We start from the raw sequence: 19,530 nt of genomic DNA, 5'->3' as shown, positions 1-19,530 counted from the left end.
TTGTCGGTGTCTCTTGTTATGCCAGGCATGCTGGGCGTGCTTGTTAGCCGAAAGCAGGACGCTACTCCCCCTATTACCGAAGCCGATTTCTGCCGCAGGCTAAGTTTGTTGGGCAGGCGCTCTGGTATTAGCGTAATGGCGTTTACCGCCGAAGGAGTTTCACCTGAAGATCATTCCATACGGGGTTATGTTTATCGTGCTGGAGTATGGACATTCGGCCGCTTTCCCTTGCCGGATATTGTGTATAACCGCTGTCTCCATGTCCATGAGAGCCAGAATGTCAAGCGCACACTGGGAGACATAGCGGAGCAAAAATCGTGCAAGCTCATCTACTGGTCGCGTAACTTGCCTGGCAAATGGCAGGTATATCGCGCTCTGCATACGGTAGATAAAGTGCGGCCCTTTGTACCGCCTACGGCCCCATACCGGGATACGCTCCAGCTTGTGGAGTGGCTGCAACGCCATTCGGAGTTATTTATGAAACCACAGTCCGGAACACATGGCAAGGGCACGCTGTATCTCCGGCTGGCGGAAGGAGGTCAGGGACTGTACGTACAAGGCAGGAACTCCCAAAACCGCCCGTTCCGTCGCTTGTTTTCTGAATTGGATGCAGGATTGTCATGGATCGACGGTATTGCACACAAACGCGCCTATATCGTGCAGCCTTATTTGAAATTAACAAGCCAAAGCAATCATCCCTTTGATGTTCGCGCGCTCATGCAAAAGGACGGCAACGGCTGTTGGCGCCTGACGGGCTTTGCCGTGAGAGAAGGCAGAAAAGGAACTCTGACTTCCAATCTGCACGGTGGGGGCGAAGCCCATCCGGCAGAGCCTTACCTTCGTGAACAATTTGGCGTGGACAGCACACGTCTCATCATCGGGCAGATGATGGAGCTGTCCTTGACCATTGCCGGGGCGTTGGAGGAACGCTATGGTCGCCTTGGCGAGTTGGGAATTGATTATGGTATTGACCGGAGCGGGAATATCTGGCTGTTGGAGGTTAATTCCCGCCCTGGTCGGGCTTCCTTTTTTCAGACTCGTCAGCCAGAGTGCGCTTTTCGGTCGGTCAACCGCCCGCTCGAATATGCTCGATATTTAATGACCCATTCCAAAGCGACAGGGCCAAAGGGCGCGGGCGCCTCCCTTGAACATACGGTATAGGAGGATAAACAGATGAGTTTAACGCATTGCAATGTGCATTTCTCACAGCAGCCCGACAAGGTGGCGTATATATCCACTGCCTTGTTGAAAAGCCTTAAGTTATCTGGAGCCAAGTCCATTCGTTTGCGACTTGGCAAGGATCAGATTCCCGCAACAGTAAAACCCATTCAGAAGGCGGGACGTCATCTATACTTGACCTCCGGCTTACGCAATGCAATCCGTGTTCCCAAAAGCGGGTCTATCTATTTGCGGAATCTGGACGGAGATGTTCAGCTTGGACCGTTGATTGGAGTATTGTCTGATGCTACTAGCTCCACCACCCGCCCTTTCGGATCACGCACAGGCTTTATTAAGCAACTGTTGAAGGAAGGCAGCAAAAAGTCTTATATTTTTGCCTTCACCCCACGGGATATCAACTGGCAAAATGATACGATTAACGGCTATTTTCTGTCATCCAGCGGGGAGTTTACCCGTAAACTCGTACCTCTGCCGGACGTAATTTATAATCGTTTGCCGAGCCGTCGCTCTGATTTTTCCCCAGCGATCAATCAACTACGCGAACGCTTTTCCCGTAAACGAATTCCTTTCTTTAACTGGAGCTTTTTCAATAAATCCGATATCTATCATTTGCTAGAAAATAATCCAGAGGTTAACCGTTATGTCCCTGAATCCTATATGAATCCTAGCTCTGAACGTATTCGAGGTATGCTGGAGCGGCATCAATTTGCTTATTACAAGCCAAGTAGCGGCAGTCTCGGCAAAGGAATCTATCGTCTGTCCTATGTCCCCAAGCAAGGATACTATGTAAGGTACCGAAAAAAAAATAGCAATGTATTGCTGCGGTTCGCCTCTTTTAATTCCATGCTGAGGATGCTTCACTCCAATAAGGGGCAGACGCTAAAAGGCTACGTCATTCAGCAGGGCATTCAGCTGATCGAGATTGATAATTGCCCGATTGATTTTCGGTTTCATATGCACAAAGACGGTAATAACCAATGGGTCGTCGTTGGCATTGGAGCCAAAAAAGCCGGACGTGGCAGTGTCACGACCCATATCAAAAACGGCGGTTCCCTGATGACACCCGAGCAAGCGCTCGGTCGTGTATTCGGAGACCGGGCGGGTGAAGTGCTGCAACGTGCCAAGAATGTAGCAGTTACGCTAGCAGAAGCCATTGAATATCACCACCAGCATCTACTGGGTGAAATCGGATTCGATCTGGGCATTGATCAGGATGAAAAGGTATGGATGTTTGAAGCCAATTCTAAGCCAGGTCGATCCATTTTTCAGCATCCATCGTTGCGTGCGGAGGGTAAAGCATCCGTGGAGCATATTTTGGACCACTGTCTTTACCTCAGTAAATTCCGCAGAAAAGAGGAACTATGAATACCCGGGCGGAGCAAAAACCAGTTGTTGCTGTATTGACAGTGCACGACGATGAACAATTTTTCAAGGGAAATCAGCGAAACTTCAGGGATATTCTTGAAACGGGAACGCGCATGGGTTATCAGGTATACATTGTTACTGTCAGGGACTTGAAACTGACGGATGAAACAGTGAAGGGCTACATCTACAACAAAAACTCACAGATATGGGAGGAACAAAATTTCCCATCTCCACAGGTCATTTATAATCGTATCCCCAACCGTAATTATGAACTTAAAACATCTGTGCGCACAAAGCTGGATGAAATTGCACATGCCTCAGGCGTTGAGCTGTACAATCCAGGCTTTTTTAACAAATGGGAACTGTTCAAATGGCTCCGCACCTCGGAATCCACTCGTCAACTTGTTCCGATTACCAAACGATTAAGCAACCTGTCATCCTTAGGAAAAATGCTGTCTGCATATCCATACCTGTATCTCAAACCGGAAAACGGTAAAGCCGGAAAGGGAATTATGATCCTCAGATTCAACCCAGAGCATCTGATGGCATACAGGTTGACCATTCAACATGACAAAAAAAGCATAACCTACCGATCTGTATCCTTGTCTCGGTTATGGGGACGTATTCGCCGAGAAGCAGGCAACTCCCCTTATATCATTCAGCAGGGTATCGATCTAGCAACCTATCAGAAAAAGCCCTTCGATTTGCGCATTCTAGTGCAAAAAAATGCCCGTGGCGCATGGAGCATTACCGGAGTAGGTGCCAGACTAGCGGGTAAGGGAAGTATTACAACACATGTTCCGCGCGGGGGAAGTGTGGAGGACCCGTTTATGCTGCTGTCCTCACTCTTTGGACCTGAGGATAGCACAGATTTGCTGAATAAGGTTAAAAGTACGGCCATTCAGATTGCACGTCAAATTGAACGCGCATCCGGTCTTTCTCATGGTGAAATGTCCATGGATCTGGGCGTAGACACACTCGGGACCCTCTGGTTTTTTGAAGCCAATGCCAAACCGATGAAATTCGACGAGCCGGACATCCGTCAAAAATCACTTAGACGTATATTTCAGTACAGCTCCTTTTTGGCCGAACGAATGAAATAATCTCAAGGAAGTGGAATTATGCCGCAAATTAGCGATGTTCAACATTTGCCTGCCCGGAGTTGGGTACTGAGACGACGACAGTTGCTGTTTCTGGCTCGTAGCTCGGGCGGCATGCGCATTACTCGCAATGCTCTGCGGCAGTTGGCTGTTTTAACGCCGGAGCAATTGAACACCCCTGGCTCCTCCCTCCTGTGCGCATATGTGCGCACAGAGAAGGGGCTGCGGATTGCGGGATTTTCCCTCGCTCTGAATTATGGGAAGGATGCTTGCATCGTAATTGTTCGTCCGCTTTACCGGGGCCGCAGACTGGGCGCTAGACTGCTGTCCGCCCAGCTTCAACAGCTGCGCCGTCTGACGTGCAGCGTAGCCACCGACAATATGGCCAGTCTCAAAACCTGTTTTCGTGCTGGACTTATTGCACATGAAATGACAACTGGACCGACGGGGAAGCCCACGCTAATATTTTGTGGGAAGTTATCCGAAGATGAGCAGACGGCAGAGGAAGGTGGAATGCTGTGCCAAAACCTGTCCTAGGCATCATGACTTTGTATTTGAACAGTAAGAAGCAACTGGAGGAACGTGACATATATGAACGCATGATTGCAGAAGGAAAAAGGCTGGGGCTGGATATGTATGTATTCACTCCTGCGGATGTCCATAAGGATCGCAGACTGCTCCTTGCCCAAATCTATGATCCACACAGCGATAAATGGACACGAAAATGGCGAGAATTTCCGGATATGATTTTCGACCGCTGCCGAGTCCAGCGCAGTGAGCGGTATCGTCAATTAAAGAAATTCCGATTGCAGTATACAGACCTTGTTTATTTAAACCGACCGCTGAGCAATAAATGGGCCATTCATCAGCAGCTTGCGAGAAAGGCTGCCTTTCGCCCCCATCTGCCTGCAACAGAGCCGTTCGATGGATTTCATAGTGTAAAGCGAATGCTCAAACAGAATTCACTAGTATACCTCAAGCCAATTAACGGCACGGGAGGCCGCGGGATTTTACGCATTGAGCCTGTTAACAAGCAGAGCGGCCTGTATCTGATTGAGGGACGCAATCGCAAACGCCATATTATTCCTCAGCAGCGGGTACGTCTAGATCGTCTGGAGCCGCGTCTGAGCAGCTGGAACATGGATAACTACATTGTTCAGGAAGGCATTCCTGTGCAGTTGCCGAATGGCAGGGTCCATGATTACCGTATGCTGGTACAGAAAAATAGCCAGGGAGTATGGGAGCTAACGGGATGTGCCGGACGCATCGGGGCACATCGGAGTGTCACTTCCAACCTACATGGCGGAGGCAAGGCAGTGCCGATGAAGCAATTGCTGACGCAATGGATTCGTGATGAAGACCAGAGAGAGAAAATCATCAAGCAAGGGGAAAAGCTCGGACTGGACATTGCTGCGTATCTGGAAGAAAGCTATGGGGCATTATGTGAGCTTGCGCTCGATTTGGCAATCAATAAGGACGGTCATATCTACGTGCTCGAGGTCAACCCGAAGCCGGCTCGCGAGGTATTTTCACGCATTGGCGAAAAAGAAACCTATCGTCGTGCCATCACCAAGCCCATGGAATACGCCCTGTGGGTCTACCATACTCAGATTAATCCGAAGCCACAGACGGAACAAAAAACAGAAGAACAAACAGAAGATAAGACAGAGAGTAAAGCAAAGGAAGGCTCCGCCTAAGTGGCTGCCTTCCTTTGTTTTGTTATCTGCCCAACATCGTTTACATGTATTATTTATATGATACGCCACAGCTATTTATAACTCTTATCAATGCTTTCACAGTTACTCGGCGTTTTTATAAAGTGTAAGCAGCTGGGTAAAGTCCGTAATAATCGCATCGGACCCTTCCAACTCATCATTCACACCAAATCCAGCGTAAGCACAGCCGATCACGGTCTGTCCGTTCTTTTTGCCAGCTTCCACATCGGAGGAACGATCTCCGACCATCCATACATTCGAAATATCGTGCTTGCTCAACAGAATTTCTAGCAAATTCACTTTGGAAAGCGTACTGTATTCCCCAGCGCTATACAGTCCTTCAAAAATAGGAACCATTTCATACGCAGCAGCAATCCCCTTTACGTAATCCTCCAGCCCGTTACTGGCTACGAATAATCGGACACCTTGCTCATGAAGTGCCTGGAGTGTTTCTTTTACATGTGGATACAGAGCATGACTTCCATTCTTCAACCCCTCCAGCTCCAGCTGAAGCAACAACTCGTCCGCTCTTCTGTGAGCTGCTTCACTGGCTTCTGGCATTACTCTTCTCCAGATTTCATCCAGCAGCATACCCAAACTATTCAAAATAAGCTCCTCCGGAGGAGTCTCTCCTTCATAAAGCCCTTCGGCGCGCAGCGTATCAAACAGCTTTTGATACGCAGGAAGCAGCAGCGTCTCCGTCTGAAAAAGTGTACCGTCCATATCAAATACCATAGCCTCAGGTTTCTTCAACACAGGTGCATTGTTCATGTAGTTATCAGTCATTCCTTTCCTATGTAAGTTTACACTCCGACCCCTCTCATGATAAGCAATAAGAGAGGTCCGTGTAAACCTCATTGCGCATACCGTTAACTCTTATATTTTTTTAGAACGGTCCTAAAACAATGTAATCCGCCCCACATATCTGTGTGTAGAGCTCCTCGTGGAAGCTTGAGATCCACACCACTCCAATACGAAAATCCCGCTTGTTCTATCCATTGTTCCATCGCTGAAAGATCTACTGTAGGGTAATCAAACGTCAACAGAAGCATTCCGTCATCCCGTAAAGTTCGATGAAATTCACGCAAGGCCGCCAAAGATTCATCGGGCGTTAAATGCTCCAACACTGAAATACATACAATTTTGTCAAAACTGGCATACTCATAGGGCAGGGCGGTCAGATTGGCATGGGCGGAGTGGAGCCGAACCGGTAAAATCTCCTGAATGCGCTCAGCGGCCTCCTCTCCAATATCCCGCCGCACCTCGGCCAAGATAGCATCTACAGAAACGATTCGTATATCCAGATCGCAGGCATAGACCTGAGCGCAACGGCGGGCCAGCTCAAATTTGAATGGATGAGGGATACCACATGCCGCATCCAATACCGTATCTTGCCCAGACATAAATTGGAGACACCACTCATACTCATATGGACGACTCCACCAGCTTTGAGGGAGTCTGTAAATCATGTTGGACGAGTTGGGATCAGAATATACAAAAAAGCGTGACAGATACGGGTCAGCCATATTCATGAATGTAGCCTCCTCCTTTGGAGATGTTTAGATTACTTTTGCTACACAGCATAATTCATGACCCCGTTTCTCGCCTTGAAGCTTAGCCAACAATCCCATTTGTTCCGTAAAGGCAAGCTCACCGTACAATGGATGTGCTTGCAGCAAGGCATCCAAACCAGCAGGAAGCTGGCGGGTGAACAAAGCCACCGGACGCAAGCCGGACTTTTCCAGCAAGAGCGTCAGCGTATGATCTGAATAATGGTACAAATGATCTTCCTCCGTAAATAAAGGTGAGTGAACGCCGTAAGCCTCGTTGGTAAACGAGTTTTTATTGGGCACCGTAATATATAACGTTCCGTCAGGTTGAAGCTGTTCGCACAAATCCGTCAAAAATGCGACTGGGTCCGCGATATGCTCCAGCACATGCCAGCATGCGATGGCTTCGTATGGGTGCTCCAAAGATAAGTCCAGTTCTTCCTCTAAACTTTCGGCCTCAATCCCTTCCTGAGCTTCATGAGCTTGGTAAATTTCCACTTCCACAGATTGTTGTGTTTGAGCATCTAATTCTGTTTCACCGTTCCAATAGCCGGGTAATAAATCTACCTCATATTTGCTTTTGGCGTAGGCACGCGAGTCACTGGACGGCTCAATGCCCACTGCATTCCAGCCAGCTTGAAGGGCAGCATGGATAAATTCTCCGGTGCCTGAGCCAATCTCTAGCAATTTTCCTTTTCTGGGACTGAACATATCGAGCAACATAAGTCCAAAAAGAGCATGATCCCCATAGGTGGACGCCGCTGCACTATCCCGCATAGCAACCCAATTGGCATTATAAATCTCTGCTATCATTTCCTCAGACTGAATATGATCCACATCCTTACGAAAAACCAATCCACAGGAGCCGCATCCCATCAAGGTAAAGCGTTGATAATCATGAAATACTACCGTGTCAGATGAGCCACACAGTTTGCATTTTACACTCTGCTCTGCTCCTTTCCCCTTCTCCGTAGCATAAAAGGTGTCCTTGGTTTCACTTTTTATTTGTGGTTCGAGTTTGTTCATAACCTGTACACTGGCCACCTTGGCGACATCCGAGGCGTCCACCTGATGGGCAGGTTCATATTCTGGTGTAGGTTCTTTTTCTGTATTTTTGTTGTCCTGATCCACCCAGAGCGTGAGTTGTGGGTTCGAGTCCAGAATTGATTCATATTGCTCTTTCCATCCATAACGAGCACTTGGGTCAAGCAGCTGGTACCGCTCAAATTTAGCCATGCGAATAGCAGGTGTATACCAACCCCAATGCTGAATACGGTAGTTGCTGATCTCTGTGGGAAGATCAAGTATATTTTCGGGTAATCTCCCACAGTGCAAGGACTGCTCCCTCCATTTATAAGGGAACCCTTCTTTATATCGAATTAAAAAAGGACGGTAATACCGATGAGCCTGCCAATATTCATCATCACGGTAATGCGTGGAAGACCACATATCAAACAACCTGAAACAAATCGTATCCGCTGTCGTTCCCGCTAACAAAGAATGTACCCCTTGGGCAAAGCGGGATTCGAACATTTCGTCAGCATCCATGCTTAATATCCATTCGGGAGAGGAAGCCAATGTTTCTCTCCACTGCTGCTTTCGCAGTTCGACTTCATTGGTAAAAGAGGGTGTTTCATTGCGGATCAGACGCAGTGGGATTCCTTGTAAGATTTCCCGGCACAACTCTCCGCTATCGTCATGACTACCATCATCAATAATGACTGCTTCATCAATGTATTTTCGGTGGCTCAGCAGCACGTCTGTAAGCTTGTGATCTGCCTCATTGTATACCGTCATGGTCAGCGTCAATTTAGGATTAGAGACAGGCGGTGTATAAAGCTCACTTTGTCGTGGACCAGTGAACGTTGGTGGTACAACAAACGAATCCGCTGTGTACTTGGCAAAGACAGCAGTTTCGTGGAGATGATCGGGTATAACTGGAGGTTCAGGGAACTTAGGGGTTCTTGAAGATGCTGAATGATTGAAGGCTGGAGAGCTTGGAGAAGTATCGGAGTGTTCCGCATGTGTTACTTGCTCTGAATGGTTCGATGTAAAATATTTTAGGGTGAATAATAGCTGTTCTGCCTTCATTCGATCGGCTTCCCGATATAGATGCATTGCCGGATAGTGTGTGTCTACAAAAAGTGGAAATCCATATGCAGCCGCCCGAATACAAAAATGTCGATCTTCTCCCCAATAAGAAACGTTTTTGATTTTGCCAAAATGAATTCCTGCTTCCAGCGCCCGTCTGCGGATTAAGGTGCAAGCGCCTAGACCACCCACCTCATACAAACCAGGAATATGCAACTGGTGTATAAAATGCAACTCACGTTGCGCTCGCTCCTCTTTCGACAACACTTCGCCATCTTCACGGTGAAACAAGTTATATTCATCACTGACCCACACTTGAGGCAATAACGGTCCTTCCGGTTGCCAACGTGTCCAGAAAATCTCTGATACGATGTCCTTCTCCGTCTCCACCAGCCTGCACAAGGTACGAGAATGGAGAACCAGGTCTGAATCGACCAGAAACAACGCGTCATAATTGTGCTGAAGGGCATATTCAATAAGACGATTTTTAAAGCCAGCCACTTTCCAGACGAGAGCAGGCGGCCAATAATGAGTGTGCTCATCACTACGATTCTCCACTTGCTGCGAGCCTGTTAACAAGGGCAAAACCCGACCCGGAAGCCGATTGGAAAATTCAACTAGCCACTGACTTGAAATCGGATTGTCATTATCATCGACAAACAAATAATCCGGTAGCACGTCAGGTGTCTCCAGGCGCTCCAAGGCTTGAAGAAACAAAGACAAAATTTCCGGCTTCTGGTGCACCGGGCTGCCGATTAGTATACGCATGTGTCAACGCCTCCATCAGGCGGAAGCCTCATAACCGTTCCCCTCCATGTCCTAACGCATACCATAATTGCGACCAAGCGATTGGGAGTGAGCGTGGTATGAATGGACTTACACCTGGAAATATCATTGAAAACGACAACAATACAAAATACAATCTCCCCATTCAACGATAAAACCCATCCTGTCGCACGTCCTAACCCGGAATGTCACGCACATCGTTCAATCCATTCTCTCCCCCCAAACATCCAACTTGATTTTCTAATTTATTAGAACAGAACTGAATTTATGATCATCATCTCCTCTACACGTTCCATCCGAATTCTACATAATGAGCAAGCTATCCTAATAAAATGGGAATTATACCAAGTTATTTTGGAGGGACAAAGAGCATGGTAACTGTCAGCTTATGTATGATTGTCAAAAACGAAGAAGAAACCCTTCATACCTGTCTGGAATCAGTCCATGACCTGGTGGATGAAATCATTATCGTTGATACTGGATCTACCGATAGAACCCAAGAGGTCGCTGCAGCATTCAACGCTCGGATATACAACTTTGAGTGGTGCGATGATTTCTCCGCTGCTCGCAATTATGCGTTTGATCAGGCCACGCAAGAATATCAATTTTGGCTGGATGCCGATGACATACTGGAAGAAAAAGATCGACTATCCTTTCTCACCTGGAAAAAACAAGCCACCCTCTCTTATGACAGCATTACAATGGATTATGTGCTTTCCGTAGATGAACAAGGACAGCCGTTGTATAAGCTCAAAAGAAACCGAATTGTACGGCGTGATCGCAGATTCAGATGGACCGGATTTGTTCACGAGTTCCTGAATGTAACAGGCAGCATCTTTCACAGTAATATGGCGGTGACTCATAACAAGACACGCGCTTATACTGACCGTAATTTGCACATATATCTCAAACATCGGGAGCAGGGTACCGTATTTTCTGAACGAGATCACTACTACTTCGCCAATGAATTATATGATAACGGGCGCACGCTAGAAGCCATTCAGCAGTACGAACATTATCTAGGGCTAAATCAAGGATGGATAGAAGATCGGATTGCTGCTTGCTTTAAGCTTGCGGATTGCTACAATCGTCAAGGACAAAAACAGGAGCAACGTATGGCTTTGCTCCGCACACTTACCCTCGATGTACCACGCGCTCAGTTCTGCTGTGTTTTCGGCAATTTGTTCATTGAAGATGAACAATATGCTCAAGCCATTTATTGGTTTCGTCAAGCGACGCTGATCGAGCCCCCGCAAGATGTGATGGCCTTAACCAATTCGTCGTACTATACCTGGTTTCCACACTTGCAATTATGCCTGTGTTATGACCGAATCGGTGACATCGAAAAGGCAAGATCGCATCATTGCATAGCCCAGTTGCACCATCCTACTCATCCAAGTGTTTTATATAATGAACAGTATTTTGCACAACTAGAGCAGCAGAAATAAGGAAGACGAACAATGGCTAAAGGCAGGGACCTGCCAGTTCACGTTCGGGTTTTCCTGCTCCAGAGTTAATATCCATGCTAGGCGCACTTAAAAAAGTCGATTCCTTCTGGGAATCGACTTTCTTGGTTTGAAAGTCGCTCGTTTTTATATCATTCCAAGTGTTTTTCGAACCACGTGAGCGAATCCTTCAGGGCTTTTTCCGGATTCATAACATACCTTTTATCCAATAATTCCAGACCTAGATATCCCTTATAATCTATACTGTTAAGTTCCTTTAACACTTCCACCATTGCTAATTTTCCTTCTCCGGGCACCAGATGTCCTCCAGGATTACCATCCACAAAATGTACATGCATTAAATTATTTTCCAGTTCCCTTATAAAATCATGAATGGTATCCTTTCCTGTAGTTTCCATCACATCTGTATCCGCTAAACCTTTTAAATAAGGACTCCCAACTTCTTTTATCATCTTGGAAATGTGCTCGACTCTATTAAACACCTGTGTAGTAAAAGAGGTAAAAGCCTCCATAGGAAGGTAAATCCCCTCTTTTTCTGCTGTTTTACATATTTCGCCTAAAGATTCTCTGCACCATTTCCACATTTCTGTCTCATCAACATCCAAGTATGCGATGCCTGTGGTCACCAACACTTTGTCACATTCCAGCAAAGATGCAGCTTCGATATGCCGGCAAAAAAAATCTACACTTCTCTTTCTATACTCCGAATCAGGATGGCTGATGCTTACCGGGTAGACATACTGCTCAGGGGTAAGGCAGATCGTCTTTAACCCTCTTTCTTTTACTTTTTTATTTAATTTTTTTATATCCTGATACGTAAAATAGTCTAAATGGAGATGTGGACCTGAAGCCCACAATTCAATATTATGGAATCCAAGCTTTGCAACAGAATCTAAAAAATACTCCAAAGAATATCTCTTATAATGATAGTTTGCAGCCGCAATTTGTGAGATCTGTATCATAATAATTAGATACCTCCTTTTTACACAACGCTATATTAAAACGCTTCCAAGTAAAGTAGCTAATATTACAGATAAAATAATATTAATCATTCCAGGTATCATAAAACTGTGGTTCAATACATATTTACCAATTTTAGTCGTACCCGCTGTATCAAAAGATATGGCAGCAAGACACTGAGCAGATACTGGTAAAAAGAAGTTTGCATTTACAGCCATCCAGGCTCCAATTATGATGTAGGTAGGCAAATCAAGTGCAATGGCAATAGGTATCATAATTAACGTCGTGACACCTTGACTTGTAGTTAAAGCAGCAACGATAAACATGATAACGGCAAGCATCCACGGATGGCTATTTACAATCGTAGCAACATGATCTTGAATAAAAGCGCTTTGTCCGGTAATAAAGGTACTGCTCATCCAGGCTAACCCAAAGGCACAGACCATAGCCAGCGCCCCTGCCCTAAATATGGGTCCGTTAAGAATCGTTTCAATCGCCGGACGGCATACGATAATAATCATAGTAGCGCAGACTAGCATAATCATTTCAATGGTATGCGGCATTGATAGACTAGTAACCTCGCCATTCAGCACCCAGGATGGACGCAGCTGAGTAAACATGCCCATAATAACAATGGCTAAAACCCCCATCAAAAAGAGAACAACTGCGGCTTTCGCTCCTTTTGAAGTTTCTTTTTTCTCAGCCTTCTTTTCTGATTTTTCAATTAAGCCTTCTGCCAATCTATGCAAATATTCCGAATCTTCAGATAATTCTTTCCCTTTACGCAACGTGCACACCGCACTTGTAATGACACCTAAGAGTGTAGCAGGTATGGAAATGGCCAAGATAGTTCCCAAACTTACTCCAAGGGGTGACATAAATCCAATCATAGCAGCAGTAGCTGCTGAAACCGGTGAGCAAGTTACTGCCTGCTGGGAAGCAATGATACTATTTGAAATGGGTCTTTCCGGCCTGATATCATTATCAATGGCAAGCTTATTGATAATAGGCAATAAACTATATACGACATGCCCGGTTCCTGATAAGAAGGTAAATAACCAGGATATGATTGGAGCTATTATTGTAATATTCTTAGGTGACTTACTAAGCATTTTCTCTGCAATCTGGACGAGTAAGTTAAGTCCGCCTGAAGACTGCAGCGCAGAGGCAGCCAATACAACCGCTAAAATGATCAGCATCACATCAATGGGAGGAGCCGCTGGTTGGACATGAAAGATAAATACAAAAATCGCTACGCCCACTCCACCGAGCAAGCCCATAAAAACATCGCCAACTCTAGCGCCGAAGAAAATGAGTAAAAAGATGATCAATAGCTCAAACCAAAACATAAGAATTCTCCCTTTTTTTGATTTTACGAACTTTACCGATCTTTCATTATCTACAAGGGCGTAGCCGCCCTTTACTGAATACGCTTACAAAATTCTTATCATGCTTATTCTTCCGAGTCCAAACAACGAATGGGTGTGCCGTAGCCAAAAGCTCCGTTTATCTGGCATATTTTAGCCGCAAAAACCGCTCCTTTTTCCATGCTTGCTTTGATACTCCGAAGCATATCCTCATCTTCACCGTAGAAAATCTTTCCGGCATTAGAACTTCTAATCATCTCTACAATAAAAGCGGTTATATAAGAGTCACCCGCTCCCATCGTATCCACGGTATCCGTCAATACCGCCGGCTGGTGCATCCATTGATCTTTATAGAGAGCAACTGATCCATTTTCTCCCACAGTTCCAATCACTATTTTAGAACCGAATTTCTGTGCTTTTAGCATTTCTCTTTTTCTTTCACTTTCCGTTAAATGACTGCATGAAAGGAATGAAATGTCCGCATATCGGCATATTTGTTTTAAATATTCATCATTCCAGCGTACCGAGAAATCATAGGAGATAGGCACATTCGTTTTTTTTAATGTTGCGAGATTCTGCTCTATATAGCTATTTAAACTGGTATGAATTACGGAGAAATTTTTAATGTAGTTCAAGTCATTTTCCGTAAAATCCCATGCCTTTTCCTTTGCAATACCGCCTTTATTGGAGCCCAGAAATACACGATCACCGTCTTCCAATGTAACCCGCGCATACCCATTTTCCCCTTCAAAAATCCGGCAATGGTTACGTTCTATCCCTAAATCGTCTATAACCTTTTGAATATACTGAGCTATATGATCATTACCAAACTTACCTAAATAAGATGCCTCCATACCACACATTCTGGCATACGCACAAAAGTTCAAGGCATTTCCACCAGGGTACATCATACCCTGGTGGACATATTTATCTACTACATTGTCACCAATGCCAATAACCTTATATTGTTCCATAAGAATATCCCCTCTAAAGGTTGCTAAAAGATTAATATTCAACCTTCCACATATATCTACGAGTTGTAAGCGGATGCGCTCTTTCAATGGCCAAAGCTTGGTTATAAACGGGGTAAACATTATTAAATAGAGAATGATTGAAGTAATCAACCACAGAGCTGTCAATGGTAGACAGTCCCAAATCCTTTGCGTCTAAAACCTCTACTCTCTTGGTATAACGGTTAAGGAACTTTAACGCTCTTTCATCTAAAGGTCGGGTACTTCCTTCAGAGACCTGAATGACAAATGGTATTTCAGCATCAGTAATCTCAAATGGTCCATGGAAATATTCACCTGAATGTATGCTGGAAGAGTTAATCCATTGCATCTCCATAAAAATGCAGATGCTTTGCATATAGGCAGCCCCGTAGCCAGCTCCGCTTGCCATGGTGTAGATTACGGAATCATCTTTATGATTTTTCGCAAAAGCCAGCGCACGCTTTTCCACGTGTTTGCATGCATTTTTAACAATTCGATCTATTTTTCCTACTCCGTCCAGGAATTTTTCATAATGCTCATATCCCTCAGTCTGATTTAATACCTCTACCGCCGTCATTAGTGCTTTCATGGTTTTCTCGCGGGCAATATCTTTGCCATCCCCAAATGTGTACTTCACCACATAGTCTGCTTGTTCTGTAATAGGAGAATCTTCAACCCATGTTAATGCAATAACTGGAACTCCTGCTGTTTTACCTAATTCTGCGGCCTTCACAGTCTCTGGTGTATTACCTTTATGTGATGCCACTACCAGTACTGAATTTTCTCCAAATGCTCTAGGTGTGTTATGCACAAACTCATTACTGGTATAGAGACCTACCTTAACTTCCTTTGCTTCTTTTTCAAGAAATGTTTTTGCAGGATAAAAAGCACCATAAGAACCACCGCAAGCTACATAATATACCTGCTTTATACCGCCAGCCTCTTGTTTATTTGCTAAAATTTCTTCAATAATTTTTTTGATTTCCATTATCATTTCCTCCTTGTATGATACATTTTCTTGTTTTTCATTCCACACCGGTGTATGTATTGGAATGTTATAAAGAAACAATAACACAAAACAATACATGAGGCAATAACACTTTACTACTTTTTCTAGAGTACTGCTTCAATTCCCCCGATTTTTAAAGGATAAACCCCTTATTGCAAGGGCTTACAAGCTATTCATAAATTGTATATGCTGTTATAATATAAGCATGCTGATATAAAACAATATAATACATTTATAAAAACTTGATTTGGAGGTTGAACTGCATGATTGATCATTCAGAATCTTCACCGTTATATAGACAGCTGCAAGAAAAAATTTTAGATTCCATCCACAACGGTACCCTAAAACCAGGAGACAAACTCCCTACAGAATTAGAATTAAGTGAAACCAATAATGTGAGTCGTGTAACTGTCCGTGCGGCACTTGATTCACTTACCTCTGAAGGTTACTTGGTACGGATTCCGGGAAAAGGAACATTTATTACAAAAGATAAAATCAAAAAAAATGTCGTAGAGACCATTGGATTTAGCGATACTTGTAAATTACAAAATAAAGTGCCTGGTGCAAAAGTAATAAAATGCGTGATTGAAGATGCTACAGCATCAGATCAGGAACATTTAGGTTTAATGCCAGGGGATAAAGTAATCAATATAGAAAGAATCAGGTATGCTGACAATGTGCCGGTATCTGTAGAGTATTCACGTTTCCCTTCTTCTTTTTCTTTTTTGTTACAAGAGGATTTAAATAATATATCTCTTTATGATATTTTAAAAAATAAACACAAGATTACATTTGGAATATCAAGAAAATATATAGTTATGGAATTTGCCTCTTTTGATGTAGCCACCTATTTAAATATTGAGGAAGGCTATCCTCTGCTGTGTATTAAAAGTACCGTTTGTAATCCAGACGGCCAAAAAATCCATCGTTCCAAGCAGTTGATATTAGGGGATAGGTTCGAGTTGATTGTTTAAGATTATGAACAGATGCTTTTATGTAGATTTAATCCTAAAAAAGAAAGGCCACCTGCATTTGCAGATGGCCCTCCCTACTAAATTCCCTTAAAATACTTTCTTCCGGTCTCTTTCCCCTTTCAAAATTTCGACTGACTCACGGAAACGCAGCGAATGAATCACCTCACGTTCACGCAGAAACTTTAAACTATCCTGCAAATCCACATCATCTGTCAAATCAATCAGCCACTGGTATGTAGCTCGCGCCTTTTCCTCTGCCGCAATATCCTCATATAAATCCGCAATGGGATCGCCTTTGGCTTGAATATAGGTCGCGGTAAAAGGAACCCCCGCCGCATTTTCATAAAATAACGCACGATCATGTGCCGCATAATGTTCGCCCAGACCAGCCGCTTTTAATTGCTCCACACTCGCATCCTTCGTCAGCTTGTAAATCATCGTTGCAATCATCTCGAGGTGGGCAAATTCTTCCGTCCCGATGTCATTCAGTACACCAATCACTTTATCCGGAATGGTATACCGCTGATTCAGGTAACGCAAAGCTGCTGCGAGCTCTCCATCCGCTCCCCCGTACTGCTCCATAAGCAACTTGGCCATGTGAGGGTCGCATTTGCTGACACGTACAGGATATTGCAGCTTTTTCTCATATACCCACATTCATGTTCCTCCTTTATTAAAGGTTGTACCTGCTTATACCTGCCACGGCCAAGGCGCTTGACTCCACTCCCAAGGATACTTGGAATAAGCGCGACCAAAATTTTGCAAAGGCCCATATAGGAGCTGGTACTCGTTGGCAATCGCCGTTCTTTCCTGTGTTAGCTTGTTGAACTGTTCGATGGCCTGCAAATCATCCGGGTGTGTATCCAAATACAAATTCAGCTCTACCAAGACAAAATCCACCGCTTGGAGCTTCTCCAATAGCGCATAAAACTGGGCATCAACTGGCTTGGTTTGAGATGTATAGCCCTGAGCCGGGGGGATAGCTTGACTATAACCCTGGGCTTGGTTTTGGTACTGGTTCTGAGATGGATATGGACTCTGAGATGGATACGAATTTGAAAAAGGGTTTTGAGACTGATTCGGCGGTTGTTGACCACTCTCATACTGAACTTGCTGCTGAAATTGATTTGGGGACTGACCCTGATTTGGATTCTCCATATTATTCGCCTCCCCCCTGGTTTCTCCTAGGCTCATAAGGACTGAAAAGCAATGGCCATAGCGTTCCTTTCGTCAGCGCCTCTTCTGGACTGAATTGCGGCAGACCAGGGGGCTGAAATTGTATAAACAAGTTTGGCGGAAGCACATAAGTCTTGCATAGAATGGGCGGACACGGATCGAACGGGCCGACAAACGGGGCATACTGACCTTGCTGTGGAAATTTCACGGGCCGGGACCTCCTTTAATTGATCCATCTGCTTTACTATTCAACATATGCCGCATCGCCCAAGTCTCGAACAAAAAAATGGGTTCAAAGAAATAAAATTCAAAAAGAGCCTTTAAAACCACGATAATGTGGATTTAAAGGCTCTTTCTTCAGCACTCTATATAACTTACATATCTGAACTAATTATACCTATCTCTGTGGATCAGGACTCCTCATCGCTAGAAAGATTATCTTCATTGACCAGATCAGGTTTGCGGTGAATTTTCACTCTCATGATGCGAAGCCTTGTTGCTTCCTCCACTTCAAAGGTCAGATTATAAAACTCTATTTTCTTCCCTTTCACCGGACTGCCTTCTAATTCCTTGAACAGCCAGCCTCCGATGGAGTCCACCTCGTCGTCTTCAATGTTCACTCCAGTCAAATCATTCACATCCTCAATGAGCATACGACCGTCCACAGAGATGAAGTCTTCCTTCATTTCCACGCTTGGACGTTCATCTTCAAACTCATCATAGAGATCCCCGACGATTTCCTCCAGAATTTCCTCCGCTGTCAGCAGACCGGCGGTTCCGCCGTATTCATCCACCACGAGAGTCATTTGGGAGTGCTTTTTCTGCATAAGGCGCAGCACATGACTTACTTCCATAGACTCAGGCACATTCAGAATTGGACGCACCACTGAGGCCAGATCCAGTTGTTCGCCCTGCTCGGCTAACAGAAGATCTGTAATATGAACAAAACCGATAATCTGATCTTTATCCTCCACCGCTACCGGGTAACGGGAATGCTTGGTTTCACTGATAATCTTCAGATTTTCCTTAAACGACAAATTCGTGTACAAGCAATCCATATCCGTACGCGGCAACATGATTTCACGAGCAAGCAAGTCGGAAAAATCAAAGATATTATCCATCAGTTTGATTTCATCCTTATCGATTACACCGCTTTTGGCGCTCTGATTCATCAATATACGGATCTCTTCCTCCGAATGTGCCGCTTCGGCTTCACTGGCCGGCTGAATGCCGAATGCCCGTAACAGCATGTTTGCGGCAGCATTCAACACCCAGATTACAGGGAGAAAAACCTTATAAAAAAGCAGCAAGGGCGCCGATAAAAACAACGCTACTCCTTCGGTCTTTTGAATCGCCAAAGACTTGGGAGCCAGTTCGCCCAATACAATATGCAAAAAAGTAATTACGCAAAATCCGACGACAACGGATACCGTTGTAATCAGTGTACCGTCAGTTACACCGAGTTTGTGCATGAGTGGCTCTATCAGGTAGCCGGATATTGCTGGCTCACCAATCCAGCCTAGCCCCAATGAAGCCAGCGTAATGCCCAATTGGGTGGCAGACAGATAAGCATCCAACTTTTGGTTCACCTTTAGCGCATAGCCTGCCAGGCGATGCCCCTCACTTTGGAGCTGCGTCAATCGGGATTGGCGCATTTTGACCAGCGAAAACTCTGCGGCCACAAAGACACCATTTAGAAAGACAAGCAGCAGTACCAAGAAGAGATTCACCCCTAGCAATCCCCAATGAAACTCGGTATGACCATCCAATACGAACTCCCCATTTCTTTAGTTAGCATTT

The 19,530-nt window shown here is 44.9% G+C and carries 18 protein-coding genes; 7 read left to right on the top strand and 11 right to left on the bottom strand.

The window, feature by feature from the left end:
* Nucleotides 1-6: 6 nt before the first annotated feature.
* Genes PPM_RS08190 through PPM_RS08170 form a run of 5 tightly spaced genes read left to right on the top strand, consistent with a single transcriptional unit; the run spans nt 7 to nt 5,341 of the window.
* Nucleotides 7-1,161 carry a YheC/YheD family protein gene (locus PPM_RS08190; protein WP_013370329.1) on the top strand — a complete coding sequence of 385 codons (1,155 nt, stop codon included), beginning with the start codon at nt 7-9 and terminating at the stop codon, nt 1,159-1,161.
* 12 nt (nt 1,162-1,173) lie between these two features.
* The gene (locus PPM_RS08185; RefSeq protein ID WP_013370328.1) at nt 1,174-2,544 is read left to right on the top strand and encodes a YheC/YheD family protein; all 1,371 of its coding nucleotides are present in this window, start codon (nt 1,174-1,176) and stop codon (nt 2,542-2,544) included.
* The gene (locus PPM_RS08180) at nt 2,541-3,647 is read left to right on the top strand and encodes a YheC/YheD family protein (RefSeq protein WP_013370327.1); all 1,107 of its coding nucleotides are present in this window, start codon (nt 2,541-2,543) and stop codon (nt 3,645-3,647) included. Before PPM_RS08185 ends, PPM_RS08180 begins: the two co-directional genes overlap by 4 nt.
* A gap of 18 nt (nt 3,648-3,665) precedes the next feature.
* A complete protein-coding gene (locus tag PPM_RS08175; protein WP_013370326.1) occupies nt 3,666-4,181 on the top strand; it encodes a GNAT family N-acetyltransferase in 516 nt (171 codons plus the stop codon).
* Nucleotides 4,163-5,341 (top strand): YheC/YheD family protein, encoded by a 1,179-nt coding sequence (locus PPM_RS08170; RefSeq protein ID WP_013370325.1) that lies wholly within the window; start codon nt 4,163-4,165, stop codon nt 5,339-5,341. Before PPM_RS08175 ends, PPM_RS08170 begins: the two co-directional genes overlap by 19 nt.
* Before the next feature lie 102 nt (nt 5,342-5,443).
* Here the strand turns inward: PPM_RS08170 and PPM_RS08165 are convergent, their stop codons facing one another.
* The 3 genes from PPM_RS08165 to PPM_RS08155 all read right to left on the bottom strand — a co-directional run bounded on the left by PPM_RS08165 (nt 5,444) and on the right by PPM_RS08155 (nt 9,768).
* Nucleotides 5,444-6,145 (bottom strand): HAD family hydrolase, encoded by a 702-nt coding sequence (locus PPM_RS08165; protein WP_013370324.1) that lies wholly within the window; start codon nt 6,143-6,145, stop codon nt 5,444-5,446.
* A gap of 83 nt (nt 6,146-6,228) precedes the next feature.
* Nucleotides 6,229-6,891, bottom strand: a complete 663-nt coding sequence (locus PPM_RS08160) for a class I SAM-dependent methyltransferase (RefSeq protein ID WP_013370323.1) — start codon at nt 6,889-6,891, stop codon at nt 6,229-6,231.
* A 27-nt stretch (nt 6,892-6,918) separates the two neighbouring features.
* Nucleotides 6,919-9,768, bottom strand: coding sequence for a methyltransferase domain-containing protein (locus PPM_RS08155; protein ID WP_013370322.1), 2,850 nt, complete (start codon nt 9,766-9,768; stop codon nt 6,919-6,921).
* 389 nt (nt 9,769-10,157) lie between these two features.
* On the opposite strand from PPM_RS08155, the gene PPM_RS08150 reads away from it, so the two are divergent.
* Nucleotides 10,158-11,234, top strand: coding sequence for a glycosyltransferase family 2 protein (locus PPM_RS08150; protein ID WP_013370321.1), 1,077 nt, complete (start codon nt 10,158-10,160; stop codon nt 11,232-11,234).
* A 149-nt stretch (nt 11,235-11,383) separates the two neighbouring features.
* Here PPM_RS08150 and PPM_RS08145 read toward each other — a convergent pair whose 3' ends face one another.
* From PPM_RS08145 to PPM_RS08130, 4 genes are all read right to left on the bottom strand, one after another.
* The gene (locus PPM_RS08145; protein ID WP_013370320.1) at nt 11,384-12,214 is read right to left on the bottom strand and encodes a sugar phosphate isomerase/epimerase family protein; all 831 of its coding nucleotides are present in this window, start codon (nt 12,212-12,214) and stop codon (nt 11,384-11,386) included.
* A 30-nt stretch (nt 12,215-12,244) separates the two neighbouring features.
* A complete protein-coding gene (locus PPM_RS08140; RefSeq protein ID WP_013370319.1) occupies nt 12,245-13,561 on the bottom strand; it encodes an anaerobic C4-dicarboxylate transporter family protein in 1,317 nt (438 codons plus the stop codon).
* 104 nt (nt 13,562-13,665) lie between these two features.
* Nucleotides 13,666-14,595, bottom strand: coding sequence for a fructoselysine 6-kinase (locus PPM_RS08135; RefSeq protein WP_197537105.1), 930 nt, complete (start codon nt 14,593-14,595; stop codon nt 13,666-13,668).
* Nucleotides 14,585-15,559 (bottom strand): SIS domain-containing protein, encoded by a 975-nt coding sequence (locus tag PPM_RS08130; protein ID WP_013370317.1) that lies wholly within the window; start codon nt 15,557-15,559, stop codon nt 14,585-14,587. Before PPM_RS08130 ends, PPM_RS08135 begins: the two co-directional genes overlap by 11 nt.
* A 284-nt stretch (nt 15,560-15,843) precedes the next feature.
* Here PPM_RS08130 and PPM_RS08125 point away from each other — a divergent pair, with 284 nt between their 5' ends.
* On the top strand, nt 15,844-16,554 hold the full coding sequence (locus PPM_RS08125) for a GntR family transcriptional regulator (RefSeq protein WP_013370316.1): 711 nt from the start codon (nt 15,844-15,846) through the stop codon (nt 16,552-16,554).
* An 87-nt stretch (nt 16,555-16,641) separates the two neighbouring features.
* Here PPM_RS08125 and PPM_RS08120 read toward each other — a convergent pair whose 3' ends face one another.
* From PPM_RS08120 to PPM_RS08105, 4 genes are all read right to left on the bottom strand, one after another.
* The gene (locus PPM_RS08120; RefSeq protein WP_013370315.1) at nt 16,642-17,211 is read right to left on the bottom strand and encodes a manganese catalase family protein; all 570 of its coding nucleotides are present in this window, start codon (nt 17,209-17,211) and stop codon (nt 16,642-16,644) included.
* 33 nt (nt 17,212-17,244) lie between these two features.
* Nucleotides 17,245-17,712: a spore coat protein CotJB gene (locus tag PPM_RS30390; protein ID WP_014599603.1), complete on the bottom strand. Its 468-nt coding sequence runs from the start codon at nt 17,710-17,712 to the stop codon at nt 17,245-17,247.
* A gap of 1 nt (nt 17,713) precedes the next feature.
* Nucleotides 17,714-17,938: a spore coat associated protein CotJA gene (locus tag PPM_RS08110; RefSeq protein ID WP_013370312.1), complete on the bottom strand. Its 225-nt coding sequence runs from the start codon at nt 17,936-17,938 to the stop codon at nt 17,714-17,716.
* A 202-nt stretch (nt 17,939-18,140) separates the two neighbouring features.
* Nucleotides 18,141-19,499, bottom strand: a complete 1,359-nt coding sequence (locus PPM_RS08105) for a hemolysin family protein (protein ID WP_013370311.1) — start codon at nt 19,497-19,499, stop codon at nt 18,141-18,143.
* Nucleotides 19,500-19,530 lie beyond the last annotated feature (31 nt).

Source organism: Paenibacillus polymyxa M1 (genome assembly GCF_000237325.1).
GTDB classification, from domain to species: Bacteria; Bacillota; Bacilli; order Paenibacillales; family Paenibacillaceae; genus Paenibacillus; species Paenibacillus polymyxa_C.
This window is presented reverse-complemented; position numbering and strand designations above follow the sequence as displayed.